The organism is Vibrio chagasii (assembly GCA_041879415.1).
Taxonomy (GTDB): domain Bacteria; phylum Pseudomonadota; class Gammaproteobacteria; order Enterobacterales; family Vibrionaceae; genus Vibrio.
On record CP090851.1, the window covers coordinates 351,619 to 371,787 of the forward strand.

A 20,169-nucleotide genomic window follows, 5' to 3' on the forward strand; every position below is an offset into this window, starting at 1 on the left:
ACTCCCTATAAGTGACAAGTCTGTATTTGTTAAAATTCGTTCTTCCACGCACGTAAAGCGGTAAATACCGATAAAGGATCGGTCTGTTCAGTGCGATTAGATACTGATTTCACTACACTTGGCTCGGTATAGCGCAAGAAAGGGTTCACAAACTTCTCTTGTCTCAAATTTGTGGGGATGGTCGACTTATTTTGTGCGCGAAGTCGGTTCACTTGGTCGCGATATTGCTGCAAATGTTGGTTATCTGGCTCAACTGCAAGTGCGAAAGCGATATTGGCTGCTGTGTACTCATGTGCACAATAGACCTCGGTTTCTTGAGGAAGCGCCGTAATCTTATTTAATGCATCAAACATCTGTTGCGGAGTGCCTTCCATGATGCGACCACAGCCCGCAGAGAACAGTACATCACCACAGAATAGCTTTGCATCACCAACGTAACCGATATGACCCGCCGTGTGGCCGCTTAGCCCAAGAACCAAGAATACTTCGCCGAATAACTCCAGCTGGTCTCCGTCATCCACTGGATGTGTCAATGTTGGGATAGGCTCATTCTTCGGGCCCACCACATCAACCCCTGGAAATTGTCTAACTAACTCTGGAACGCCACCAATGTGATCGTGGTGGTGGTGTGTAATCAAGATTGCATCTAAAGTTAGCTCATGGTGTGCTAAGTACTCTAATACTGGAGCCGCATCGCCGGGGTCGACGACAGCACAACGGCGATCGCTATTTTCAATCAGCCAGATGTAATTGTCGTTAAATGCAGGTATGCTTTTGATATGTAACATTATTGGTTCTCCAGTCACTTTCAGTGCGACAGAATAAGTGAGACAGATTATTGATGAAGCCAGCACGTAGCAGAAAGAAGTTTGAGCGTCCTTACACTTGGGCACAATTGCACAATGGGGACTGGTTGAGAGAATCAATTCAAACTCGACTCGATGAGTGGTGCCCGAAGTTATTTGGTTACCATATGCTCAAGCTCGGCGGTCTCAGCAGTGAGATTTCTAGCTGCACATGCAACATTCAACATCAAGTAAACCTAGATATCCAGAACCCATTACATAATGTGATAGCGGATGGCTATAATTTGCCCTTTTTGGAGAAAAGTTTTGATGTTGTGGTACTTAGTCATCAATTAGATTATAGCAACGACCCACATCGGCTATTAAGAGAAGTCGATCGAGTTATGATGGACGATGGCTACATTATCATCACCGGCTTTAACCCATTCAGTGTCACTGGGCTTGCTAGTTTAATGCCGTGGCGCAAGAACAGTTTACCGTGGAGTGGGCGGATGTATACGCCAAGCCGCGTAAAAGACTGGTTGGGTGTACTGAATTATGAAGTGATTCATTGTGATACCTATGCACTGTTCCCGATGAGTAAGTATCAAGCGATGTGGACCTGGCTCGAGAACGCGTTAGGTGGCTGCGCCTCATTTGCCGGAAGCCAATACTTTATCGTCGCTCGCAAGCGCACTTATCCGCTTAAGCCTATTAAGCCACACTGGCACCTCAAACGACGCTTCTCTCCGGTTGGCGCTAGCTTTAGAACCGATACTCGCTGTACGTTGCATTCCATTCGTGCGCTGCGCCCGCTAAAAACAGAAAAAGCCGACTCGTAGTCGGCTTTTTACTATCGGATATCTTTACTCGCTCCCAATATTAGCTTGGCTGGTAGCCCGTGTCTTCTTGGGTTGGGTTTTCTGCGGCGGTACGCGCCAGCTCATCACACATTTCATTTTCTCGGTGACCTGCGTGTCCTTTCACCCAACGCCAATCGACAGTGTGACGTGCTGTCTCTTTATCGAGTTTTTGCCAAAGATCGGCATTTTTTACCGGTTTTTTGTCGGCGGTTTTCCAGTCACGCTTTTTCCAGTTATGTATCCACTGCGTAATGCCCTGACGAACATATTGGCTATCGGTAGTCAGAATCACCGAGCAAGGCTCTTTGAGGGTTTGTAGTGCTACAACAGCAGCGAGCATTTCCATGCGGTTGTTGGTTGTTAGGGTATAGCCTTGCGCGAGTGTCTTCTCTACTTTCTTGTAGCGAAGTACGATGCCATAGCCGCCAGGCCCTGGATTGCCTAAACAAGAACCGTCAGTGAAAATTTCAACTTGTTTCGTCATGATTTGATACTATTACCTCAAGCACATTATCGGCATAGTCTGACACAGTTATCCTTATGAATACCAGTAGCACTCCAGAACAAACCGCGAACGAAAAAAACAGTTCGAATGAAAACAAGCGCATCGTTGTACTCGATACCGAAACAACCGGTATGAATACCGAAGGTGGCCCTCACTACATGGGTCACCGCATCGTCGAGATCGGTGCCGTAGAGATCATCAACCGTAAGTTAACTGGGCGTCACTTCCACGTTTACATTAAGCCAGATCGTGCGATTCAAGAAGAGGCGATTGGCGTTCACGGTATCACTGATGAATTCTTGGTTGATAAGCCAGAATACCAAGACATCCACAAAGAGTTTCTTGACTTCATCAAAGGCGCAGAGCTGGTGGCACACAACGCGCCCTTCGATACCGGCTTCATGGACTACGAGTTTGAGAAACTGGATCCTACGATCGGTAAGACAGACGATTACTGTAAAGTTACCGATACCCTGGACATGGCGAAAAAGATATTCCCGGGTAAAAGAAACAACCTAGATATCTTATGTGAACGTTATGGCATCGATAACTCGCACCGTACACTCCACGGCGCTTTGCTCGATGCGGAGATCCTAGCCGACGTCTACCTATTGATGACGGGTGGACAAACGTCACTGCAATTTAACGCTGGTCAGCAAGAAGGCGGCGTAGAAAGTATCCGAAGAGTAGAAAGTGGTCGAAAATCCCTAAAGGTTTTACGAGCAACGGCCGATGAAGTAGAAGCGCATCAAAGTCGTTTAGATCTCGTCGAGAAAAGCGGAAGTTGCCTCTGGCGTCAGTAGGGAGAAAGTATGTTTAGGGTATTGGCTACCGGTTGTTTGCTGCTGTTAAGCTTTAGCTTGCACGCGGCAACAGAATCCGTAATGAGTTTATTGGACAACCGATTCCGAGTTGATCCCAGCATAGAACAAATTACCTTTATAATTTATCGAGCCGATAACTCTAAACCTGTCGTCTTAGTTCGTCCCGACGGCAAGAAATACTACTCTTGGCGTAACGCTGATAATGTCCGTTGGTATGAAGAATCTTCAATGGACATTGTCTCTATTGATAAGCCGATGCCAGGCCCATGGCAAGCGGTAGGTAAGGTCTCTCCTAAGAACAATATCAAGCTACTGTCTCACCTTGTTTTGGATGCGAATGAATTTCCAGACAAGCTGTACCAGACAGAGCGTATTAAATTCACCGCCCGTCTCACCTCTGACGGTAAGCCCTTGGTACTGCGTGATTTCCTTGATCGAGTGAAGCTCAAGGTGACATTTACTAAGTTTGTCGAAAACGAAGAATCTTTAGTGAGAGAAGCGCGCCCAGTCCCAGTTGTGATGGGTGAATTCGCTGACGATGGCGTTGATCTTGATGAAAAAGCAGGGGACGGCGTCTTCACGGTCTCTTTGCCTATCGATATAGAGCCGGGTAAATACCGCGCGCGCATCACTTCCGGTAACGGCGTATTTTTGCGAGCGCAAGAGCAAGAAGTCTTAGTTTACCCAACACCTATCACTACTACTTTTATTCAATCTCGTAAAGAGGGCTTGCCTCATACAATCGTGGTATCAGGCGAGCAAGGCATGATAGCGCCGAGTTCGTTAGCGGTGCACGTTGAGCACAAAGCACCAGATGAGTATGTGATGTATAAGCAAGGCCAAGCGGATGTCGATGCGATGAAGGTGCCTTTGGAGATCCCTTACAATGGTGATCTTGGGATTTATAACTGGTCGGGAATGGTGTATGCCACCGATGCTTCTAGCCAGCGCCCACTGACGTTTCCTATTACTGAGCACTCTTACAGTGTGGTTCAAGATATTGATTTAGCGGAATCCCGCCGTCTGCAAGAAGAGGCATTAGCGGAGCAGAAGCGAATTGCCACTGAAATGATGATACTGAAGAAGCGCGAAGAGGATAGAAAGCGCAGTATGATCATTATTGGGGTTGGCAATGTGGTTGCGATTCTTCTGGGCTTGCTGATTTGGTTTGTGGTTCGCAAAGTGACCGCTAAGAAAAGAGCTCAACCGGAGATGCAACTTAAGGCACCCAAGTAATTCCCTACGTGATTGAGTTGTTTCAGATAGCTATTTAATCCCTGACTTGGGTTACATGCAAGCACCGATATTTGAACAAAAAAACGGGACTCCAATGAGTCCCGTTTTTGTTTCTAAAACAAAATCTAAGCTACGTTATCAATCGATTGGTCTGGATACTGTGGCTTTGCTGCTAGCTCCTCTGGTGAGAAGTCATCAACGTTGATGGTGTACAGTCGATGTTGCTCTGCACTCTCTAACAGTGCCGCTTCTTTCTCAGTCAGAATGCCTTTCTCAAGACCTAATTGAGCGACCAAATCCAGTCGTAAGAAGGCGCGCTTTTGATGCGTCTCTTTACAGACTTTGTCGAACAGAGGCTCAGCTTGAAGAATAACCTCCAGTGCTTTCTCAATCTTACCTACCGCGTTGTATTGAGTATCCGCTAAGTATTGACCACGGCCGATACGTGAGCGTGTTGCACTCGGTGTTTGTAGGATGTGTGCAACTTTGCTGTCCAGTTTGTCGTTTGGTGCGCGGCGAATTCGGCCAAATGGCATCAATACAACACGTAGAAGGCGTCCAACCACTGGGTTAGGGAAGTTTGCTAAGAACTCATCAATTGCCACTTCAGTTTGACGCAAGCTGTCTTGCATACCCCAGTGTACTAACGGTAGATCTTCAGCATTGCTGCCTTCGCTCTCAAAGCGTTTTAGTGTTGCAGAACCAAGGTAAAGTTGACTCAGGATATCACCTAGACGAGCAGATAGACGCTCTCTACGTTTCAGTGAACCGCCTAATACAGCCATTGAAATGTCAGACAGTAGCGCTAGGTTAGCACTGTAACGGTTCAGCTGTTGGTAGTAGCGTTTTGTCTGTTTATCAGTGCTATTGGCTGGCGTTGGAGTGTCCGAACCACGGCCATCAGTTAAACCAAACCACAAACTACGAACTAGGTTACTTAGCGTAAAGCTAACGTGTCCTGCTAACGCTGAATCAAACTTATCAAGCGCATCGCTGCTTTCTGAGTATGCTGCTTCCATTTCATTAAGAACGTAAGGGTGGCAACGAATCGCCCCTTGACCGTAAATGATCATTGAACGAGTCAGGATGTTTGCACCTTCAACGGTAATCGCAATTGGCGAGCCTTGATAGCCACGAGCTAGGAAGTTCGATGGACCCAAGCAAATACCCTTACCACCTACGATGTCCATTGCATCGATGATGCTGCGTTGACCGCGGTGCGTACAGTGATACTTCACGATTGCTGAGATAACCGAAGGCTTTTCACCTAGATCGATACCTGCAACGGTCAGGTTGCTCGCTGCATCCATGACATAGGCATTACCACCTAGGCGTGCCAGTGGCTCTTCGACGCCTTCCATGCGACCAATTGGTTGTTTGAATTGGCGACGAATACGAGCGTAAGCGCCAGTCGCAAGTGCTGCTGTTTTGATACCACCTGTTGAGTTTGATGGCAGTGTGATACCACGGCCCACTGACAGACATTCAACCAGCATTCTCCAACCTTGGCCCGCCATTTTCTGACCGCCAATGATGAAATCGATAGGGACGAAAATATCGTCACCTCGCGTTGGACCATTTTGGAAAGGAACATTTAGTGGGAAGTGGCGGTTGCCAATCTCCACGCCTTTTAAATCCGTTGGGATAAGCGCACAGGTGATACCAAGATCTTGCTGGTCGCCCAGTAAGCCGTCTGGATCGCGCAGTTTAAAGGCCAAACCCAATACGGTCGCAACCGGTGCCAGAGTGATGTAGCGTTTGTTCCAAGTCAGGCGCATACCAAGAACTTCTTCGCCTTGCCATTCACCTTTACAAACCACACCGTAATCTGGGATTGAACCCGCATCAGAACCTGCTTCTGGGCTAGTTAGAGCAAAACACGGGATCTCTTTACCTTCAGCCAAGCGCGGTAGATAGTGGTTTCTCTGCTCTTCAGTACCGTAGTGTTGCAGCAGCTCACCTGGTCCTAACGAGTTAGGTACACCAACGGTTGATGACAGTACGCTAGATACGCCTGTTAGTTTTTGTAGAACCAAAGACTGAGCGTAAGCTGAGAATTCTAAGCCACCGTATTTTTTCTTGATGATCATCGCGAAGAACTTGTGGTCTTTCAGGTATTGCCATACTTCTGGTGGTAAATCAGCAAGCTCATGAGTGACTTGGTAATCATTGACCATTTCACACACTGTGTTTACTGGACCATCAAGGAACGCTTGTTCCGCTTCAGATAGTTTTGGGTTAGCGATGTTCTGTAGTTTTTCCCACTCAGGTTTACCTTTGAATAGCTCTGCTTCCCACCAAACAGTACCGGCTTCCAGTGCTTCTTTTTCTGTCTGAGACATCGCCGGTAGTACTTTCTTAAATACAGAAAGTGCTTTTTGGCTGATGAGAGTTTGTCGAATGGTTGGTACAGCCAAAATAGCAACCGCTAATAGGTAACAAAGCCAGCCAGTAACCGCTACGTCGCCGAATAGTGTTAAAGCTACCATTGCGCCAGTTAGTGCGATTAATGCGCGTACCAAGCTAACTCGGTGGTAGAGACAGACACCTAAGATAGTTGTCATGCCGAGTAGGGAGAGCAATATATTCATGATCGATTTCCTTTTCAGAGATCACTTATTGTTATTAAGTTTTAGGTAAGAGGTCTAACCAGTTAAGTGTAAACAAAATATTAAATATTTGTAAAACTCAAAGTTGAATAAAAAGTGATCTGAGTAGAGTTAAAATTCTAATTGTGAGAGGTTGGTGGCGATTATTTGGACGGATCTGCAGTGGCGGGTTAATTAAGGTGACAATCTTTCGGCTTAACTGTCGACACTATTTCATGTTTGTGGGTAAACTCAGTTATAAAGAGGGTGAAACCCTCAGTTCTCATTTCGCGCACGCTAAACTGCGACATAAAAATAAGAGATAAGCCCTATGTACCAAGACCTAATCAAAAGTGAATTGAACGAAGCTGCTGAGGTTCTTAACAAGTTCTTGAGTGACGACCATAATATTGCTCAAATTGAAGCGGCGGCAAAATTGATTGCTGATTCATTCAAACAAGAAGGTAAAGTGCTTTCTTGTGGTAACGGTGGCTCCCACTGTGATGCAATGCATTTCGCAGAAGAGCTGACAGGCCGATACCGTGAAAACCGCCCAGGCTACGCTGGTATTGCGATTTCAGACCCTAGCCACTTATCTTGTGTAAGTAATGACTTCGGCTACGACCACGTATTTTCTCGTTATGTAGAAGCGGTTGGTCGTAAAGGCGATGTGTTGTTTGGTTTATCAACTTCAGGTAACTCAGGCAACATCTTAAAAGCTATTGAAGCAGCTCAAGCGAAAGGCATGAAGACTATTGCTCTGACTGGTAAAGACGGCGGTAAAATGGCGGGCTGTGCGGATATCGAAATTCGAGTACCGCATTTTGGTTACGCTGACCGTATCCAAGAGATTCATATCAAGATCATTCACATCATTATTCAACTTGTTGAAAAAGAGATGGAATAACAGTTATACAGACATATAGAGCCTAGGTTTGTGGCTCTATTGGTTTTAATAGGGAGTAGATTAAACCATGTGTGAATTGCTCGGTATGAGCGCGAATGTGCCAACGGATATTTGTTTTAGCTTCACTGGTCTTATGCAGCGCGGTGGCAACACTGGTCCACATCGTGATGGTTGGGGGATCACCTTTTATGAGGGCAAGGGCTTTCGTACCTTTAAAGATCCTAACCCTAGTTGTGAATCTAAGATCGCTGAATTGGTTCAAAACTACCCAATTAAAAGCCAAGCTGTTGTCAGCCACATTCGTCAAGCCAACCGTGGTGGTGTTAATCTAGAGAATACACACCCTTTCACTCGTGAGCTTTGGGGAAGATACTGGACCTTTGCTCACAATGGCCAACTATCAGATTACGATGACTTAGTGAGTGGGCGTTTTAGACCAGTTGGTGAAACTGACAGCGAACGTTCATTCTGTTGGTTACTTAAGCAACTGGAAGAGCGTTTTCCTGAACCACCACAAGACATGGAAGGAATGTTCCGCTTCGTTGCAGAGTGTTGCGACAAGCTGCGAGAGAAAGGCGTTTTCAACATGTTGTTGAGCGATGGCGAGTACGTAATGACATACTGTACCAACCATTTGTACTGGATTACGAGACGCGCGCCTTTTGGTAACGCGAGCTTGATCGATGAAGACGTCGAGATTAACTTCCAAGAAGAAACCACACCTAATGATGTGGTGACGGTAGTGGCTACTCAACCTCTAACTGGTAATGAAGAGTGGTTTAGAATGAAGCCGGGTGAATACGCCTTGTTCCATTCAGGTGAATTGATTGGCAATAATCACAAAGAGCTGGAAGATGTCGCTTATGCTCCTAAAAAGGTCGCAAGCCAAGCGCCTACTGAACCATTGAGCTAAACGTCTCATTACTTGATTCGATAAAAAAGGCCGTTAACTGCACTCGTCAGTTAACGGCCTTTTTGTATTTTCGATACTACTCTTCTGCGTAACCGTGTTTGCCTAGTACTTTTCCGTCTAACACCGCTTGTCCATCAACCATAGATAAACGGTCTTCTGCAAACCATTTACATACCATCGGATAGATTGCGTGCTCTTGAGTGAGTACTCGCCCCGCAAGTAGCTCGGCGTCATCGTCCTCAAACACAGGAACCTTGGCTTGTAAGATAACAGGACCACCGTCAAGCTCTTCTGTTACAAAATGCACACTTGTGCCGTGTTCTTTGTCTTTTGCATCAATTGCACGCTGGTGGGTATGTAAACCCGGGTATTTAGGGAGTAGAGAAGGGTGGATATTGACCATTTTTCCTGCGTAATGACGAACAAATCCTGAACTCAAAATACGCATATAGCCTGCTAGTACGATTAAGTCTGGTTGATAGGCGTCGATCTGAATCATCAGTTCATGATCAAACTCTTCACGCGATCCGAAATCTTTTGGGTTCACTGAGCGTGCATCGACGCCAGCATTTTTTGCTCGTTCTAAGCCGAATGCTTCTGCCTTGTTTGAGAAGACAGCTTTGACTGAAGCATCAATCATATTGCTATCGCAAGCATCTAAGATCGCCTGCAAGTTACTGCCGCTTCCTGAAACTAACACAACGATATTTTTCTGAGACTGAGTGGTTTTCTGAGAGTGATTGTTTTTCATAAAGTGGGTCATATGATTGATTAATTGAACTGTTTACAATTTACCTACATAAACTAAGGTTTTCTGCGGGCCAAATAGCAAAATGAGGACCATTAGGTCCTCATTGATAAACTAATTGAGTGAAGTGCTCACTTAGTTGATTTCAACTTGCTCTTCGCCCGCTTCAGCGTTCGCGATCTCACCGATAACCCAAGCGTTTTCGCCTTCAGCTTTCAGTAGTTCAACAGCAGCGTCTGCTTGGTCTTTCGGTAGAGCAACAACAAGGCCTACACCACAGTTGAAAGTGCGGTACATTTCAAATGTTTCCACGTTGCCTTTCTCTTGTAGCCAGTTGAAGATAGCAGGCCATTCCCAGCTCTTACCATCAATCACAGCTTTAGTACCTTCAGGAAGTACGCGTGGGATGTTTTCCCAGAAACCGCCACCAGTAATGTGCGAGATAGCATGGATGTCATGCTCTGCGATCATCTTAAGTGCTGATTTGATGTAAATCTTAGTTGGTTCTAGTAGGTGTTCACCGATAGTGCGACCTTCTAGTTCCTCGTTCTTATCTGCACCAGATACTTCCAGTACTTTACGAATTAGAGAGTAACCATTTGAGTGTGGGCCACTTGAGCCAACAGCGATAAGTGCGTCGCCAGCAGCTACTTTAGTACCGTCGATGATGTCAGCTTTTTCTACTACACCAACACAGAAGCCAGCAACATCGTAGTCGTCGCCTTCGTACATGCCTGGCATTTCAGCGGTTTCACCACCGATTAGTGCACAACCAGCTTGAACACAACCTTCAGCGATGCCAGAAACAACGTCTGCAGCTGTATCGACATCTAGCTTACCTGTTGCGTAGTAGTCTAGGAAGAATAAAGGCTCACCACCTTGAACGATTAGGTCGTTCACACACATTGCCACTAGGTCGATACCAATGGTGTCGTGTTTTTTCAGATCCAAAGCAAGGCGAAGTTTAGTACCAACACCATCAGTACCTGAAACAAGTACCGGCTCTTTGTATTTCGTTGGAAGTTCACATAGGGCGCCAAAGCCACCAATACCGCCCATTACTTCAGGGCGACGAGTGCGTTTTACTGCACCTTTAATACGGTCTACTAGTGCATTACCTGCGTCGATATCAACACCAGCGTCTTTGTAGCTTAGAGAAGAAGTATTACCACTCACGGGATAGTCCTCGAACTTAAGTTGGATGTGAAAACGGCGCTATTCTAACAGGGCTTGAATATGAAGAGCAAACGTTTGCGCGGTTTTTTTTATTAGAATAAAGATTCTGAAATAACCACAGAGTTCGTGTATAATCTACAGGTTTGTTTAAATATTGCCGGAGTTGGAAATGAAAGTTGTTGAAGTGAAACACCCGCTAGTAAAACATAAAATTGGCCTGATGCGTGAAGGTGAGATTAGCACTAAGCGTTTTCGTGAGCTAGCGACAGAAGTGGGTAGCCTTCTAACATACGAAGCGACATCAGACTTTGAAACTGAGCGTGTAACTATTAATGGTTGGGACGGCCCAGTTGAAGTTGACCAAATTAAAGGTAAGAAAGTAACAGTAGTGCCAATCCTACGTGCTGGTCTAGGCATGATGGACGGCGTTCTTGAGCACATCCCAAGTGCACGTATCAGCGTTGTTGGTATCTACCGTGACGAAGAAACGCTTGAGCCAGTACCATACTTCAACAAGCTTGCATCTAACATCGATGAGCGTATTGCTCTAGTGGTAGACCCAATGCTTGCAACAGGTGGTTCTATGATCGCGACTATCGACCTAATGAAAGAGAAAGGTTGTAAGCACTTTAAGATTCTTGTGCTTGTAGCGGCTCCAGAAGGTATCGCGGCTCTAGAAAAAGCGCACCCAGATGTTGAGCTTTACACTGCTGCAATCGATGAGAAGCTAAACGACAAGGGCTACATTGTTCCTGGTCTTGGCGATGCTGGTGATAAGATCTTCGGTACTAAGTAATTCGGTTTTATAGGTTAAGTGGATTCGGTGGTTTCAAACTTCTAAATTGACTTAATTATCCGTATTAATAAAAAAGGGAGAGCATTCGATGCTCTCCCTTTTTTGATCTTAAACTTTGTTGGAATTTAACCAGATTTAACCATTAGTCGATTTGAGCTTTGTCTACTACTGTGTTGTCGCCTAACTCTTCAGGAAGGACTAGGTTAAGTAGAATCGCTACGATACCGCACAAGCTTACGCCCTGTAGACTGAAATCACCGATGCCAAATGCCATGCCGCCAATACCGAATACTAGGGTAATACCCACAATGACAAGGTTACGCGATTTATGCAGGTCTACGTTGTTCTTGATTAGCGTGTTCAAGCCGACTGTTGCAATAGAACCAAACAGAAGAATCATGATGCCGCCCATTACCGGAACCGGAATGGTTTGCAGAAGAGCGCCTAGCTTACCAACTAATGCAAGAACGATGGCTGTTACTGCAGCCCAAGTCATGATCACCGGGTTAAATGCTTTTGTTAGCATTACCGCGCCAGTTACTTCACTGTAGGTTGTGTTTGGCGGAGCGCCCAGCATAGAAGCAGCAATGGTCGCTACACCGTCGCCTGTGATTGTGCGATGTAGACCAGGCTTCTTAAGGTAGTCTTTACCTGTCACGTTAGAAATCGCAAGCATGTCACCTACGTGTTCAACGGCTGGTGCAATCGCGACGAACACCATGAAGAAGATAGCGTTGATGTTGAACTCAGGCATAGTGAAGTTTGGCAGTGCTAACCAAGATGCTTGCGCTACGGGTGCAAAGTCGACTGCGCCATAGAATAGACTCGTAATGTAACCTGCGATAATCCCGCCAAAGATAGGTAATAGCTTTAGGAAGCCCTTCGAGAATACGCTGATGATGACGGTAACTAATAGTGAAACTGATGAGATCCAAAGTGCTGCGTCTGCATCGACCAGTTGAACGGCGCCATCGCCTGTTTTACCTAGCGCCATGTTTACAGCAACTGGTGCCAAGCCCAAACCAATCACCATAATTACAGGGCCAACCACCACAGGTGGGAGCAGCTTATGGATGAAGCCAACGCCTCTCACTTTGATAAGAGCACCCATCAATACATACACAACACCTGCTGCCATTAGGCCGCCCATGGTTGCGCCAATACCCCAAGTTTGGATACCAAACATGATAGGCGCGATGAATGCAAAAGAAGACGCTAAGAAGATTGGCACTGAACGGCGTGTAATAAGTTGGAATAAAAGGGTACCGATACCTGCGCCAAAGAGTGCAACGTTAGGATCAAGTCCTGTCAGTAGCGGCACGAGTACAAGCGCACCAAAAGCTACAAACAGCATTTGTGCACCTTGCAATGCATTTTTCATGATATGTCCTTAGATTGGTCGTTATATGAAAAGTGAAAAATAAAATTCGCGCGATTCTATCACTTAGCAATCGATTGCTACACAAAATAGATCAAATTTATTTATCATAGTGATGTTTTATATCGAACAAGGTCCGAAAATTCGGTTTATAAGTTAGCGCTTTATCATGGTCAGGTGATATTTTGTGGTTATTAAACACAGTGGGCGCTAACGACCTTGCCCCTCAATCCATAGTTGCTTATCATCAAGGCACAAGCTTTGAATATTAGGATCAATATGCGCTACATAGCATTGTTGTTGATGGGACTATTAGCCTTCCCGAGTTACGCCTTAACTAAAGTCGATATCTTTAGTGCTGAAGTTGCGATTAACGCTGAAGACAAACAACCAGAACAAGTGGCAAGAAATACCGGTATGGAGCAGGTATTGATACGTGCGACTGGTCAAACTGACGTTGCTTCAAATGAGACTATCCAAAAGGCGATGCGTAAGAGTGCGCAGTACATGTCTCAAATGAGTTTTGGTGAGCGCAATGACCAATCAACATTGCGCATGCGTTTTAATGGCGCTCAAATCCGTTCTCTACTGACTCAAGCGCAACTGCCGTACTGGCCTGAAACTCGCTCAAACATCTTGGTTTGGCTAGTGGAAGAAGACAGCTTCGATAAGAACATTGTGTGGGAGCACTCGAACTCACCACTTGCTGCTCAGATGCAAGCTAGTGCAAAAGATCGTGGTTTACCTCTGACTCTGCCTGTCGGTGACTTCGACGATATCACTGGTATCGCGACCTCAGATTTGTGGGGCAGCTTTGTTTCACCAATTAGCAGAGCAAGTCAACGCTACCCAGTAGATGCAGTGTTAGTGATTAAAGCTCAATCTTCAGGATTACGTTGGACGCTGTACGACCAAAAACCAAGTCAGCTAACTAGTGCTCCAACGGCACCAATCACAGGTTCAGTGTCGGGTAACAGTGCAACAGCTTCTAAGAAGCTAGTTGACCAAATCAGTAACTACTACGCGGGTAAAAGCGCGGTGACGGTGGCGAGTGAGTCATCAGAGTCAATTTTAACTCAGTTTATTAGCTTGAATAATGCTCAAGACTTCTTCCAGCTAGAGAATGCACTTAAGCGTCTAAACTCGGTTGCTAGTCTAGATATTCTTAAGATTCAAAACAACGAAGTGACGTTCCGTATTCACTTGCTGTCGACTCAACAAGAGTTTGAGCAAGAAGTGGCAAGTATTCGCCAAGTTGTGAAGGTTGAAGAGTCTTACATCGAACCAGAAGTAAGCCCTGAATTTGAGACACAAGACAACACTATGTCTGTAGGTGATGATTCAACGGCTTTAGTTGATACTGAAGCAACAGCAACTGACGCAGATACTGATGTTCAAGTGATCAAAGGTAATGAAGTTGTTGGTGATGATACGCTGACTGCTTCGGATGCTAACTCAGAAGATACGAGTAGCGAAGCGCTAGAAGAGGTTACTCCTCAGCATGCGAAACCTAGCTTGGTGTATGAGTGGAACCGCAGTTAGGCAATTGCTGACATTCATCGTCTATACGAAAAGTAAGTAGACGAAGATAAATAAAAAGAAAGCCCTGCTAGAGAAATCTGGCAGGGCTTTTGTTTGTTCGCTAATTGTTTGAGCTAGCTGATTGGGTATGGTCGAATCCAATCTTATTGCTCGAACTTCGCCTTCTCTTTCTTTTCTACTTCAGAAAGGCGTTTAAGCTTGATGCCTAACTCTTTAGCGCGGAAACGGGTAAATAGGATATTTCCGGCGAAGCCAATCGTGGTCAGCAGTAGCTCAACAGCAGCTAATAAGCGTTCACCACCATCTACGTATAGGATGGTTAATGCGTGCAGGAAGTAGAGCATTAAGATGAAGTTTGCCCAAGCATGCGTATAAGGCTTGCCGATTAAAATGCCAGGTAATGGCAACAGTAACGGAACAGCCCAAACGATAGCGAGTGTGACATTGTCTAGGTGAGGATGCGGTGAAAGCGTCATCTGCCAAGCGACAACCCAACCTAACAGTAATAGGTTGCCTGCTAATGCTAGGTAGCGGAATAGCTTTGTCTTGGGAGACATCGCCTTCTCTGACATGTACATCATTGAGAGATTCCCTTCTGATTTATCGCAATGCGCGCTAGGCGTTTGCCTAGGTTCTGTGCCAACTCAATTTCTTCTTTGCTTAGTGAAGCACTTTCGCCTGTGCTGCTTGCACCATAGGGCGTGCCACCGGTTTGAGTGGTATGCAATGCAGGCTCTGAATAGGGGATGCCTACCACTAACATTCCATGGTGAAGCAGTGGCAGCATCATGCTTTGCTGTGTTGTCTCTTGCCCACCATGCAGTGATGAAGAAGAGGTAAATACACAAGCTGGCTTATCGATAAGGTCGCCATTGATCCACAATGATGTAGTGCTATCCCAAAAGTGCTTCATCGGCCCAGCCATGTTGCCGAACCAAACCGGACTGCCAAGCGCCAAGCCATCACAAGAACGGAGCTCTTGCAGCGTGGCGATTGGGTCTGTGGGTTGATAGCGAGAGTCTGGCTGCTCTTCTACTGTGTATACGTCATTAACGGTTCTTAGCATGGCTTCACACTCAGGGATGGATTCCACCCCTCGTGCTATCTGCCTTGCGAGAGCTTGCGTGTTGCCGTGACGACTGTAATAGAGAACAAGAATGTTGATGCTCATAACCGCTTACAGAATCTCTAGCACTTGCTCAGGTGGACGACCAATCTTGGCTTTATTGTTCGCAACAACCACTGGACGCTCAAACAGTTTTGGATTAGCAGCCATTGCAGAAAACAGGTCTTCATCAGATACTGAAGAATCACCAAGGTTCGCTTCTTTGTAGTCTGCCTCCTTGGTGCGCATCATTTCGCGAACGCTGCTAAAACCGAGCTGTGTGAACAGTACTTTTAGCTGCTCAACAGTTAAAGGCGTGTCTAAGTACTTGATCACTTCAGGTTGTACACCGTTTGTTTCAAGCAGTTCAAGCGTTTGACGGCTCTTTGAGCAGCGTGGGTTATGATAAATCACGACAGACATGGTTCTTCCTCATTATTATTTTTTATTTAATTTTCAGGAGAGGCCATCTAATTGGCCTCTTCACTGTATACGTTGAGCTTTGTTCTTTTGGTGATTTCTGCGTATTACTCGGCTTATTGCAGTGCTAAGAAGCGCTCGCGCTGAATCATCAGTTGATCAATGCGAGCATCGTAGCGGGCTTGCTTCAAGCTACCGAGCTCTGCGATTTGACTCGCTTGCGTGTAGTACTGAATTGCTTTGTTCCAGTTAGCTTGCAATGCCAAAATTTCTGCTCGTGCGGCAAGGTCTTCATCACTGTTGCCAAGGCTAGTGTTCGCTTTTGAAAGCAGGTGCCAGCCGTTGGTGTCATTCGGATTGTCATGCGTATAACGTTGTAATACGCGAATAGCCTCTGCAAAGTCCTCTTTTTCGATCAAAGCATTTGCGTAGTTGATTGTGAGTACCGGGTTGTTTGGTTGACGAACTAAGGCAGACTTGAGCTCTTTAATAGCAAGATCTGGTTTTTTCTGTTCAATGTGAAGGTCGGAAATCGCATCCAGATAGAACAGGTTAGTCGGGTCACTGGTAATCAGCTTGGTTAGAATCGGTTCAGCTTTATCTAACTTATTAGAGTCGAGATAAACCAGTGCTTGTCCATACTCTAACGATGGGACGATCTCTTTTGGTGCCTTTTTCAATTGGCGTGAGAACCAATCTAGAGACGCCTCATTATTGATACCGGCATAGCGTGCCACGATACGAGCTCTTGCCAAGTGGTAATCTAGAGATGGCGCAAGCTTGAGTGGCGGATAGCTACGAGCACGAGCACGAGAGTCCGTAATACGGTCTTCTGGTAATGGGTGAGTCAGCAGCATTGGTGGCGGTGTGCTGGCATAGCGGTATTCATCTGCCAGACGACCGAAGAAGCGTGGCATCGCATTCACGTCAAATCCCGCTTTCGCTAGCGTGTTGATACCAAAGCGATCGGCTTCTTTCTCATTACTACGAGTGTAGTTAATTTGGCTTTGCATGTTACCCGCGGTGGTTGCAGTTAAGGCTGCAATGCCCGCCTCAGGAGCCGCAATTGCCAACAACACAGACGCGGCAAGCGCTGCAATAGTCGCAGGGGAACGGCGTGCTTGATCTTCCATACTGCGCGCTAAGTGGCGCTGAGTAACGTGTGCGATTTCGTGCGCTAATACAGACGCAAGTTCACTCTCCGACTGTGCGTGTAGGAATAGACCTGAGTGCAAAGCAACATAACCACCAAAGAAAGCAAAAGCGTTGATGTTGCGGTCACGGATCATAAAGAACTGAAAAGGTGTCTTTACGTCATTGGCATTCGCGACAAGGCGATGGCCTAGAGTGTCGATATAAAGGTTGAGAACCGGGTCATTGATGACAGGTTGGCTGCTTCTGATGATGCGCATGTAGGCATCACCATAGATGAGTTCTTGATCGATAGTGAGTGTGCCGCCAGCCGCCGTGCCGATGTCCGGTAAATCCAAGCTGTTGGTGTTAGCCAACGTTGGGGTGCTTAATGTGGCTGCAATGCATAAGCAAGCAATTGAACGAGCGCGTTTAAACATATTAGTCAGTAATACTCCGTTTCTTCTGACAGTAAGACAAGGGCAATGCAAATTGGTTCTTTATCTGGTTTAACCTTTGTTAAGTGCGTGCGCTATCCTGAAGGAAGATGAATCAATGATGGCACGTTTTCAAAAACAGATTACAATATGCCCCTTATAATAAGCATCGAGCCCAAGAATGACACCTAATATTCTAGATTTACGCCAAGAGCGCTGCCCAATGGCGTTATTATTAGCCAAGCGTCACAGTGTAAAGTTAGAAGTAGGGCAATCTTTGTCAATTTATGTATCAGATAGCAGTTCGATGAAAGATATTGTTACGTTTTTGTCGAAGCAAGCTTATGTTGTCATGACAGAGGCTTGTTCTAATTACCACCATCTCCTCGTCACTAAAAAGGAATCGCAGTCAGATGCTTGAAATGGTCAGTCGTTGGTATAAACGACGTTTCTCTGATCCACACGCTGTCAGTTTGGTTGCCATCATTCTATTCGGCTTTATTACTATCTACTTCTTTGGTCACCTGATCGCACCACTGTTGGTGGCGATTGTGTTGGCTTATTTGCTTGAGTGGCCAGTGACTCAACTTCAACGACTCGGTGTTCCAAGAACGCCATCGGTGATGTTGGTGATCTTGATGTTCTTTAGCCTAATGCTACTAGCGATATTTGGATTAGTGCCAACCATTTGGGAGCAAGTGGGTAACCTAATCAATGATATTCCGAGCATGTACGGTAGCTTGCAGAAGTTCATTGCAACGATTCCAGAACGTTACCCTGAGCTTGCGAACTTGCAGATTGTTGAGTCTGTCATGTCTAACGCGAAGAACAAGGCGTTGGGCATGGGTGAGAGTGTGGTGAAAGGCTCGTTAGCGTCTCTGGTTAGTTTAGCGACGCTAGGTGTTTATCTGATCTTAGTACCACTGCTTATTTTCTTCTTACTGAAAGACAAAGAAGAGATGATCAGAATGGCAAGTGGTGTGCTTCCTCGAAACCGTCGCTTAGCGACCAAAGTATGGGAAGAGATGAACGAACAAATCTCGAACTATATCCGCGGTAAGGTGCTAGAAATTTTAATCGTAGGTGGCGTTAGCTACGTAACTTTCGCGATTTTAGACCTTCGCTACTCCGTATTATTAGCGGTTGCTGTCGGTTTCTCGGTATTGATTCCATACATTGGTGCAGCGGCGGTAACCGTACCAGTTGCCATTGTTGGTTTGTTCCAGTGGGGGCTTGAGCCTCAATTCTACTGGCTATTATTGGCTTACGGCATCATTCAAGCCCTAGATGGTAACGTGTTAGTGCCGGTTCTGTTCTCTGAAGCAGTGAATCTACACCCTGTGGCGATTATTGTGGCGGTATTAGTGTTTGGTGGACTTTGGGGATTCTGGGGCGTGTTCTTCGCGATTCCACTGGCGACCTTAGTGAAGGCGGTTTGGAATGCCTTACCTAGCCATGCATTAGATGATGACCCTGTGCATCATCAGTAACGAAAAATGAATGATAAAAAAGGCGACTATCAATGATAGTCGCCTTTTTAATTTATCTTAGTTGGTAGTGAGTCTAGCTCACCTCAACCGACATTAAGCTTCTTGGTTGAAGTACTCTAGAACCACTTCGTGGTGAGTCTTAGTCTTGAACTTGTTGAAGACGTGCTCAATCTGACCTTCTTCATCAATTAGGAAGCTAATACGGTGCAGGCCATCGTAAACCTTGCCCATGAACTTCTTCTCGCCCCAAACACCGAACTGCTCAGCAACACTGTGGTCTTCGTCAGATAGTAGTGTGAAGTTTAGAGATTTCTTCTCAATGAAGTTAGGCAGGCGTTTCACTGGGTCGATGCTGACACCCAGAACAACCACGTTTAGGTCATCCAGCTGTGCTTTGATATCACGCAGGCCTTCCGCTTGAACGATACAACCTGGAGTCATTGCTTTTGGGTAGAAGTAGAAAAGTACTTTTTTACCTTTGAAGTCACCAAGAGATACGATATTGCCATCTTGATCCGGAAGAGAAAAAGCAGGTGCTGGAACACCAGCCGTTAGCGTATTCATGATATTTCCTTTTTAAAGACTGTTTTTAATAAAATTGAGCGAGCCTTGGACTGATAGGCTCTGACACAGCGAGTTGAATTCTTCTTGTAGCTGCATCAAATTACATTCTGATTGCACAGAAGCGGTAATAGAGATATGGAATTGGTCGTTGTCGAGCTGGACCTTAGATTTATTGATCGTTTGTGCGCTCAGCGAGTCGAGGCCGATGTCTCGATCTGCAAAGAACTGTGTGAACTGCTCGGTCAGGCCGAGTTTGTCATCTGACTCAACGAACACTTCTAGCGTGTAGGAGTTCTCTACCACATCGTGCGGAGAGGTTCGCTTCATAATCGTAATCAAGTCGTGCTCTTGGCCAAGCAAGGGCAGGGTGGTTTCAACACGGGTGATGTTGTTTGCTTTACCAGACAGTAGCATGATAAGCGTAAATTCTTCGCCAAACAGGGCGATACGGCTATCAATAATGTTACAGCCTGATTGGGTGACCAAGTGAACCACTTGGTTACATACACCTGGGCGATCTGTGCCCACAGCTGTGATTACTAGATGTTGAGTCATAAAATCACGTCTCTATATATTCCATTGATTCATGCATGTTAGCACAGTTAGCAAGAGGAATAAGCGTGCGAGCGGGGCTTTTTATGACTCATCTTGCGTCTAACTGGCAACAAATGATAAGAATATCTAAAACGCGGAAACGCAAGTTTGTCGAGTGGCTGCACAGCTTACCTGATACTGACATCGACGGGTTTCCTATCCGTTAG

Annotated in this window: 21 protein-coding genes; 9 read left to right on the forward strand and 12 right to left on the reverse strand. The window is 45.8% G+C overall.

The genetic code is table 11. The features are described from left to right. Positions 1-29: 29 nt before the first annotated feature. Complete coding sequence (gloB, locus tag L0991_01595; GenBank protein ID XGB62779.1) at positions 30-788, reverse strand: hydroxyacylglutathione hydrolase; 759 nt, start codon at positions 786-788, stop codon at positions 30-32. A gap of 53 nt (positions 789-841) precedes the next feature. Between gloB and L0991_01600 the strand changes: the two genes are divergently transcribed. Continuing rightward, complete coding sequence (locus L0991_01600) at positions 842-1,627, forward strand: class I SAM-dependent methyltransferase (protein XGB62780.1); 786 nt, start codon at positions 842-844, stop codon at positions 1,625-1,627. 40 nt (positions 1,628-1,667) lie between these two features. On the opposite strand, the gene rnhA is transcribed toward L0991_01600, so the two are convergent. Further along, positions 1,668-2,132: a ribonuclease HI gene (gene rnhA, locus L0991_01605; protein XGB62781.1), complete on the reverse strand. Its 465-nt coding sequence runs from the start codon at positions 2,130-2,132 to the stop codon at positions 1,668-1,670. Positions 2,133-2,188: 56 nt separating this feature from the next. Here rnhA and dnaQ point away from each other — a divergent pair, with 56 nt between their 5' ends. Continuing rightward, complete coding sequence (dnaQ, locus tag L0991_01610; GenBank protein ID XGB62782.1) at positions 2,189-2,956, forward strand: DNA polymerase III subunit epsilon; 768 nt, start codon at positions 2,189-2,191, stop codon at positions 2,954-2,956. A gap of 9 nt (positions 2,957-2,965) precedes the next feature. Then, positions 2,966-4,213: a TIGR03503 family protein gene (locus L0991_01615; GenBank protein ID XGB62783.1), complete on the forward strand. Its 1,248-nt coding sequence runs from the start codon at positions 2,966-2,968 to the stop codon at positions 4,211-4,213. 125 nt (positions 4,214-4,338) lie between these two features. Here the strand turns inward: L0991_01615 and fadE are convergent, their stop codons facing one another. Beyond that, complete coding sequence (gene fadE, locus L0991_01620) at positions 4,339-6,804, reverse strand: acyl-CoA dehydrogenase FadE (GenBank protein ID XGB62784.1); 2,466 nt, start codon at positions 6,802-6,804, stop codon at positions 4,339-4,341. 328 nt (positions 6,805-7,132) lie between these two features. Between fadE and lpcA the strand changes: the two genes are divergently transcribed. Further along, a complete protein-coding gene (gene lpcA, locus L0991_01625) occupies positions 7,133-7,708 on the forward strand; it encodes a D-sedoheptulose 7-phosphate isomerase (GenBank protein ID XGB62785.1) in 576 nt (191 codons plus the stop codon). Positions 7,709-7,775: 67 nt separating this feature from the next. Next, positions 7,776-8,621 carry a class II glutamine amidotransferase gene (locus L0991_01630; GenBank protein XGB62786.1) on the forward strand — a complete coding sequence of 282 codons (846 nt, stop codon included), beginning with the start codon at positions 7,776-7,778 and terminating at the stop codon, positions 8,619-8,621. A gap of 76 nt (positions 8,622-8,697) precedes the next feature. On the opposite strand, the gene purN is transcribed toward L0991_01630, so the two are convergent. Together purN and purM are read right to left on the reverse strand one after the other, a co-directional pair. Then, a complete protein-coding gene (purN, locus tag L0991_01635) occupies positions 8,698-9,372 on the reverse strand; it encodes a phosphoribosylglycinamide formyltransferase (protein ID XGB62787.1) in 675 nt (224 codons plus the stop codon). 132 nt (positions 9,373-9,504) lie between these two features. Continuing rightward, on the reverse strand, positions 9,505-10,545 hold the full coding sequence (purM, locus tag L0991_01640) for a phosphoribosylformylglycinamidine cyclo-ligase (GenBank protein ID XGB62788.1): 1,041 nt from the start codon (positions 10,543-10,545) through the stop codon (positions 9,505-9,507). 169 nt (positions 10,546-10,714) lie between these two features. On the opposite strand from purM, the gene upp reads away from it, so the two are divergent. Continuing rightward, a complete protein-coding gene (gene upp, locus L0991_01645; GenBank protein XGB62789.1) occupies positions 10,715-11,341 on the forward strand; it encodes a uracil phosphoribosyltransferase in 627 nt (208 codons plus the stop codon). A 142-nt stretch (positions 11,342-11,483) separates the two neighbouring features. Here upp and L0991_01650 read toward each other — a convergent pair whose 3' ends face one another. Beyond that, positions 11,484-12,722 (reverse strand): uracil-xanthine permease family protein, encoded by a 1,239-nt coding sequence (locus tag L0991_01650; GenBank protein XGB62790.1) that lies wholly within the window; start codon positions 12,720-12,722, stop codon positions 11,484-11,486. 276 nt (positions 12,723-12,998) lie between these two features. Between L0991_01650 and L0991_01655 the strand changes: the two genes are divergently transcribed. Then, on the forward strand, positions 12,999-14,261 hold the full coding sequence (locus L0991_01655; GenBank protein ID XGB62791.1) for a DUF2066 domain-containing protein: 1,263 nt from the start codon (positions 12,999-13,001) through the stop codon (positions 14,259-14,261). Positions 14,262-14,404: 143 nt separating this feature from the next. Here L0991_01655 and L0991_01660 read toward each other — a convergent pair whose 3' ends face one another. The 4 genes from L0991_01660 to L0991_01675 all read right to left on the reverse strand — a co-directional run bounded on the left by L0991_01660 (position 14,405) and on the right by L0991_01675 (position 17,357). Further along, complete coding sequence (locus L0991_01660) at positions 14,405-14,842, reverse strand: DUF2069 domain-containing protein (GenBank protein ID XGB62792.1); 438 nt, start codon at positions 14,840-14,842, stop codon at positions 14,405-14,407. Further along, the gene (gene wrbA / locus L0991_01665; protein ID XGB62793.1) at positions 14,839-15,432 is read right to left on the reverse strand and encodes an NAD(P)H:quinone oxidoreductase; all 594 of its coding nucleotides are present in this window, start codon (positions 15,430-15,432) and stop codon (positions 14,839-14,841) included. Before wrbA ends, L0991_01660 begins: the two co-directional genes overlap by 4 nt. Positions 15,433-15,438: 6 nt before the next feature. Then, positions 15,439-15,789 (reverse strand): arsenate reductase (glutaredoxin), encoded by a 351-nt coding sequence (gene arsC / locus L0991_01670; protein XGB62794.1) that lies wholly within the window; start codon positions 15,787-15,789, stop codon positions 15,439-15,441. A gap of 113 nt (positions 15,790-15,902) precedes the next feature. Next, positions 15,903-17,357, reverse strand: a complete 1,455-nt coding sequence (locus L0991_01675) for a M48 family metallopeptidase (GenBank protein ID XGB62795.1) — start codon at positions 17,355-17,357, stop codon at positions 15,903-15,905. Positions 17,358-17,535: 178 nt separating this feature from the next. Here L0991_01675 and L0991_01680 point away from each other — a divergent pair, with 178 nt between their 5' ends. Together L0991_01680 and L0991_01685 are read left to right on the forward strand one after the other, a co-directional pair. Next, the gene (locus L0991_01680) at positions 17,536-17,775 is read left to right on the forward strand and encodes a sulfurtransferase TusA family protein (GenBank protein XGB62796.1); all 240 of its coding nucleotides are present in this window, start codon (positions 17,536-17,538) and stop codon (positions 17,773-17,775) included. Beyond that, complete coding sequence (locus L0991_01685) at positions 17,768-18,844, forward strand: AI-2E family transporter (GenBank protein ID XGB62797.1); 1,077 nt, start codon at positions 17,768-17,770, stop codon at positions 18,842-18,844. Before L0991_01680 ends, L0991_01685 begins: the two co-directional genes overlap by 8 nt. A 93-nt stretch (positions 18,845-18,937) precedes the next feature. Here the strand turns inward: L0991_01685 and bcp are convergent, their stop codons facing one another. Both bcp and L0991_01695 read right to left on the reverse strand, forming a co-directional pair. Next, positions 18,938-19,408, reverse strand: coding sequence for a thioredoxin-dependent thiol peroxidase (bcp, locus tag L0991_01690; GenBank protein XGB62798.1), 471 nt, complete (start codon positions 19,406-19,408; stop codon positions 18,938-18,940). Positions 19,409-19,420: 12 nt separating this feature from the next. Continuing rightward, entirely contained in the window at positions 19,421-19,963 is a 543-nt protein-coding gene (locus L0991_01695) for a glycine cleavage system protein R (protein XGB62799.1), read from the reverse strand. Positions 19,964-20,169 lie beyond the last annotated feature (206 nt).

Coding starts and splice junctions, on each gene's coding strand:
- fadE (XGB62784.1), bottom strand. CDS start 6,804: ATGAATATATTGCTCTCCCTACTCGGCATGACAACTATCTTAGGTGTC.
- L0991_01655 (XGB62791.1), top strand. CDS start 12,999: ATGCGCTACATAGCATTGTTGTTGATGGGACTATTAGCCTTCCCGAGT.
- L0991_01615 (XGB62783.1), top strand. CDS start 2,966: ATGTTTAGGGTATTGGCTACCGGTTGTTTGCTGCTGTTAAGCTTTAGC.
- L0991_01695 (XGB62799.1), bottom strand. CDS start 19,963: ATGACTCAACATCTAGTAATCACAGCTGTGGGCACAGATCGCCCAGGT.
- arsC (XGB62794.1), bottom strand. CDS start 15,789: ATGTCTGTCGTGATTTATCATAACCCACGCTGCTCAAAGAGCCGTCAA.
- L0991_01630 (XGB62786.1), top strand. CDS start 7,776: ATGTGTGAATTGCTCGGTATGAGCGCGAATGTGCCAACGGATATTTGT.
- L0991_01675 (XGB62795.1), bottom strand. CDS start 17,357: ATGTTTAAACGCGCTCGTTCAATTGCTTGCTTATGCATTGCAGCCACA.
- wrbA (XGB62793.1), bottom strand. CDS start 15,432: ATGAGCATCAACATTCTTGTTCTCTATTACAGTCGTCACGGCAACACG.
- L0991_01660 (XGB62792.1), bottom strand. CDS start 14,842: ATGATGTACATGTCAGAGAAGGCGATGTCTCCCAAGACAAAGCTATTC.
- L0991_01680 (XGB62796.1), top strand. CDS start 17,536: ATGACACCTAATATTCTAGATTTACGCCAAGAGCGCTGCCCAATGGCG.
- upp (XGB62789.1), top strand. CDS start 10,715: ATGAAAGTTGTTGAAGTGAAACACCCGCTAGTAAAACATAAAATTGGC.
- purN (XGB62787.1), bottom strand. CDS start 9,372: ATGAAAAACAATCACTCTCAGAAAACCACTCAGTCTCAGAAAAATATC.
- dnaQ (XGB62782.1), top strand. CDS start 2,189: ATGAATACCAGTAGCACTCCAGAACAAACCGCGAACGAAAAAAACAGT.
- L0991_01685 (XGB62797.1), top strand. CDS start 17,768: ATGCTTGAAATGGTCAGTCGTTGGTATAAACGACGTTTCTCTGATCCA.
- lpcA (XGB62785.1), top strand. CDS start 7,133: ATGTACCAAGACCTAATCAAAAGTGAATTGAACGAAGCTGCTGAGGTT.
- L0991_01600 (XGB62780.1), top strand. CDS start 842: ATGAAGCCAGCACGTAGCAGAAAGAAGTTTGAGCGTCCTTACACTTGG.
- rnhA (XGB62781.1), bottom strand. CDS start 2,132: ATGACGAAACAAGTTGAAATTTTCACTGACGGTTCTTGTTTAGGCAAT.
- gloB (XGB62779.1), bottom strand. CDS start 788: ATGTTACATATCAAAAGCATACCTGCATTTAACGACAATTACATCTGG.
- bcp (XGB62798.1), bottom strand. CDS start 19,408: ATGAATACGCTAACGGCTGGTGTTCCAGCACCTGCTTTTTCTCTTCCG.
- L0991_01650 (XGB62790.1), bottom strand. CDS start 12,722: ATGAAAAATGCATTGCAAGGTGCACAAATGCTGTTTGTAGCTTTTGGT.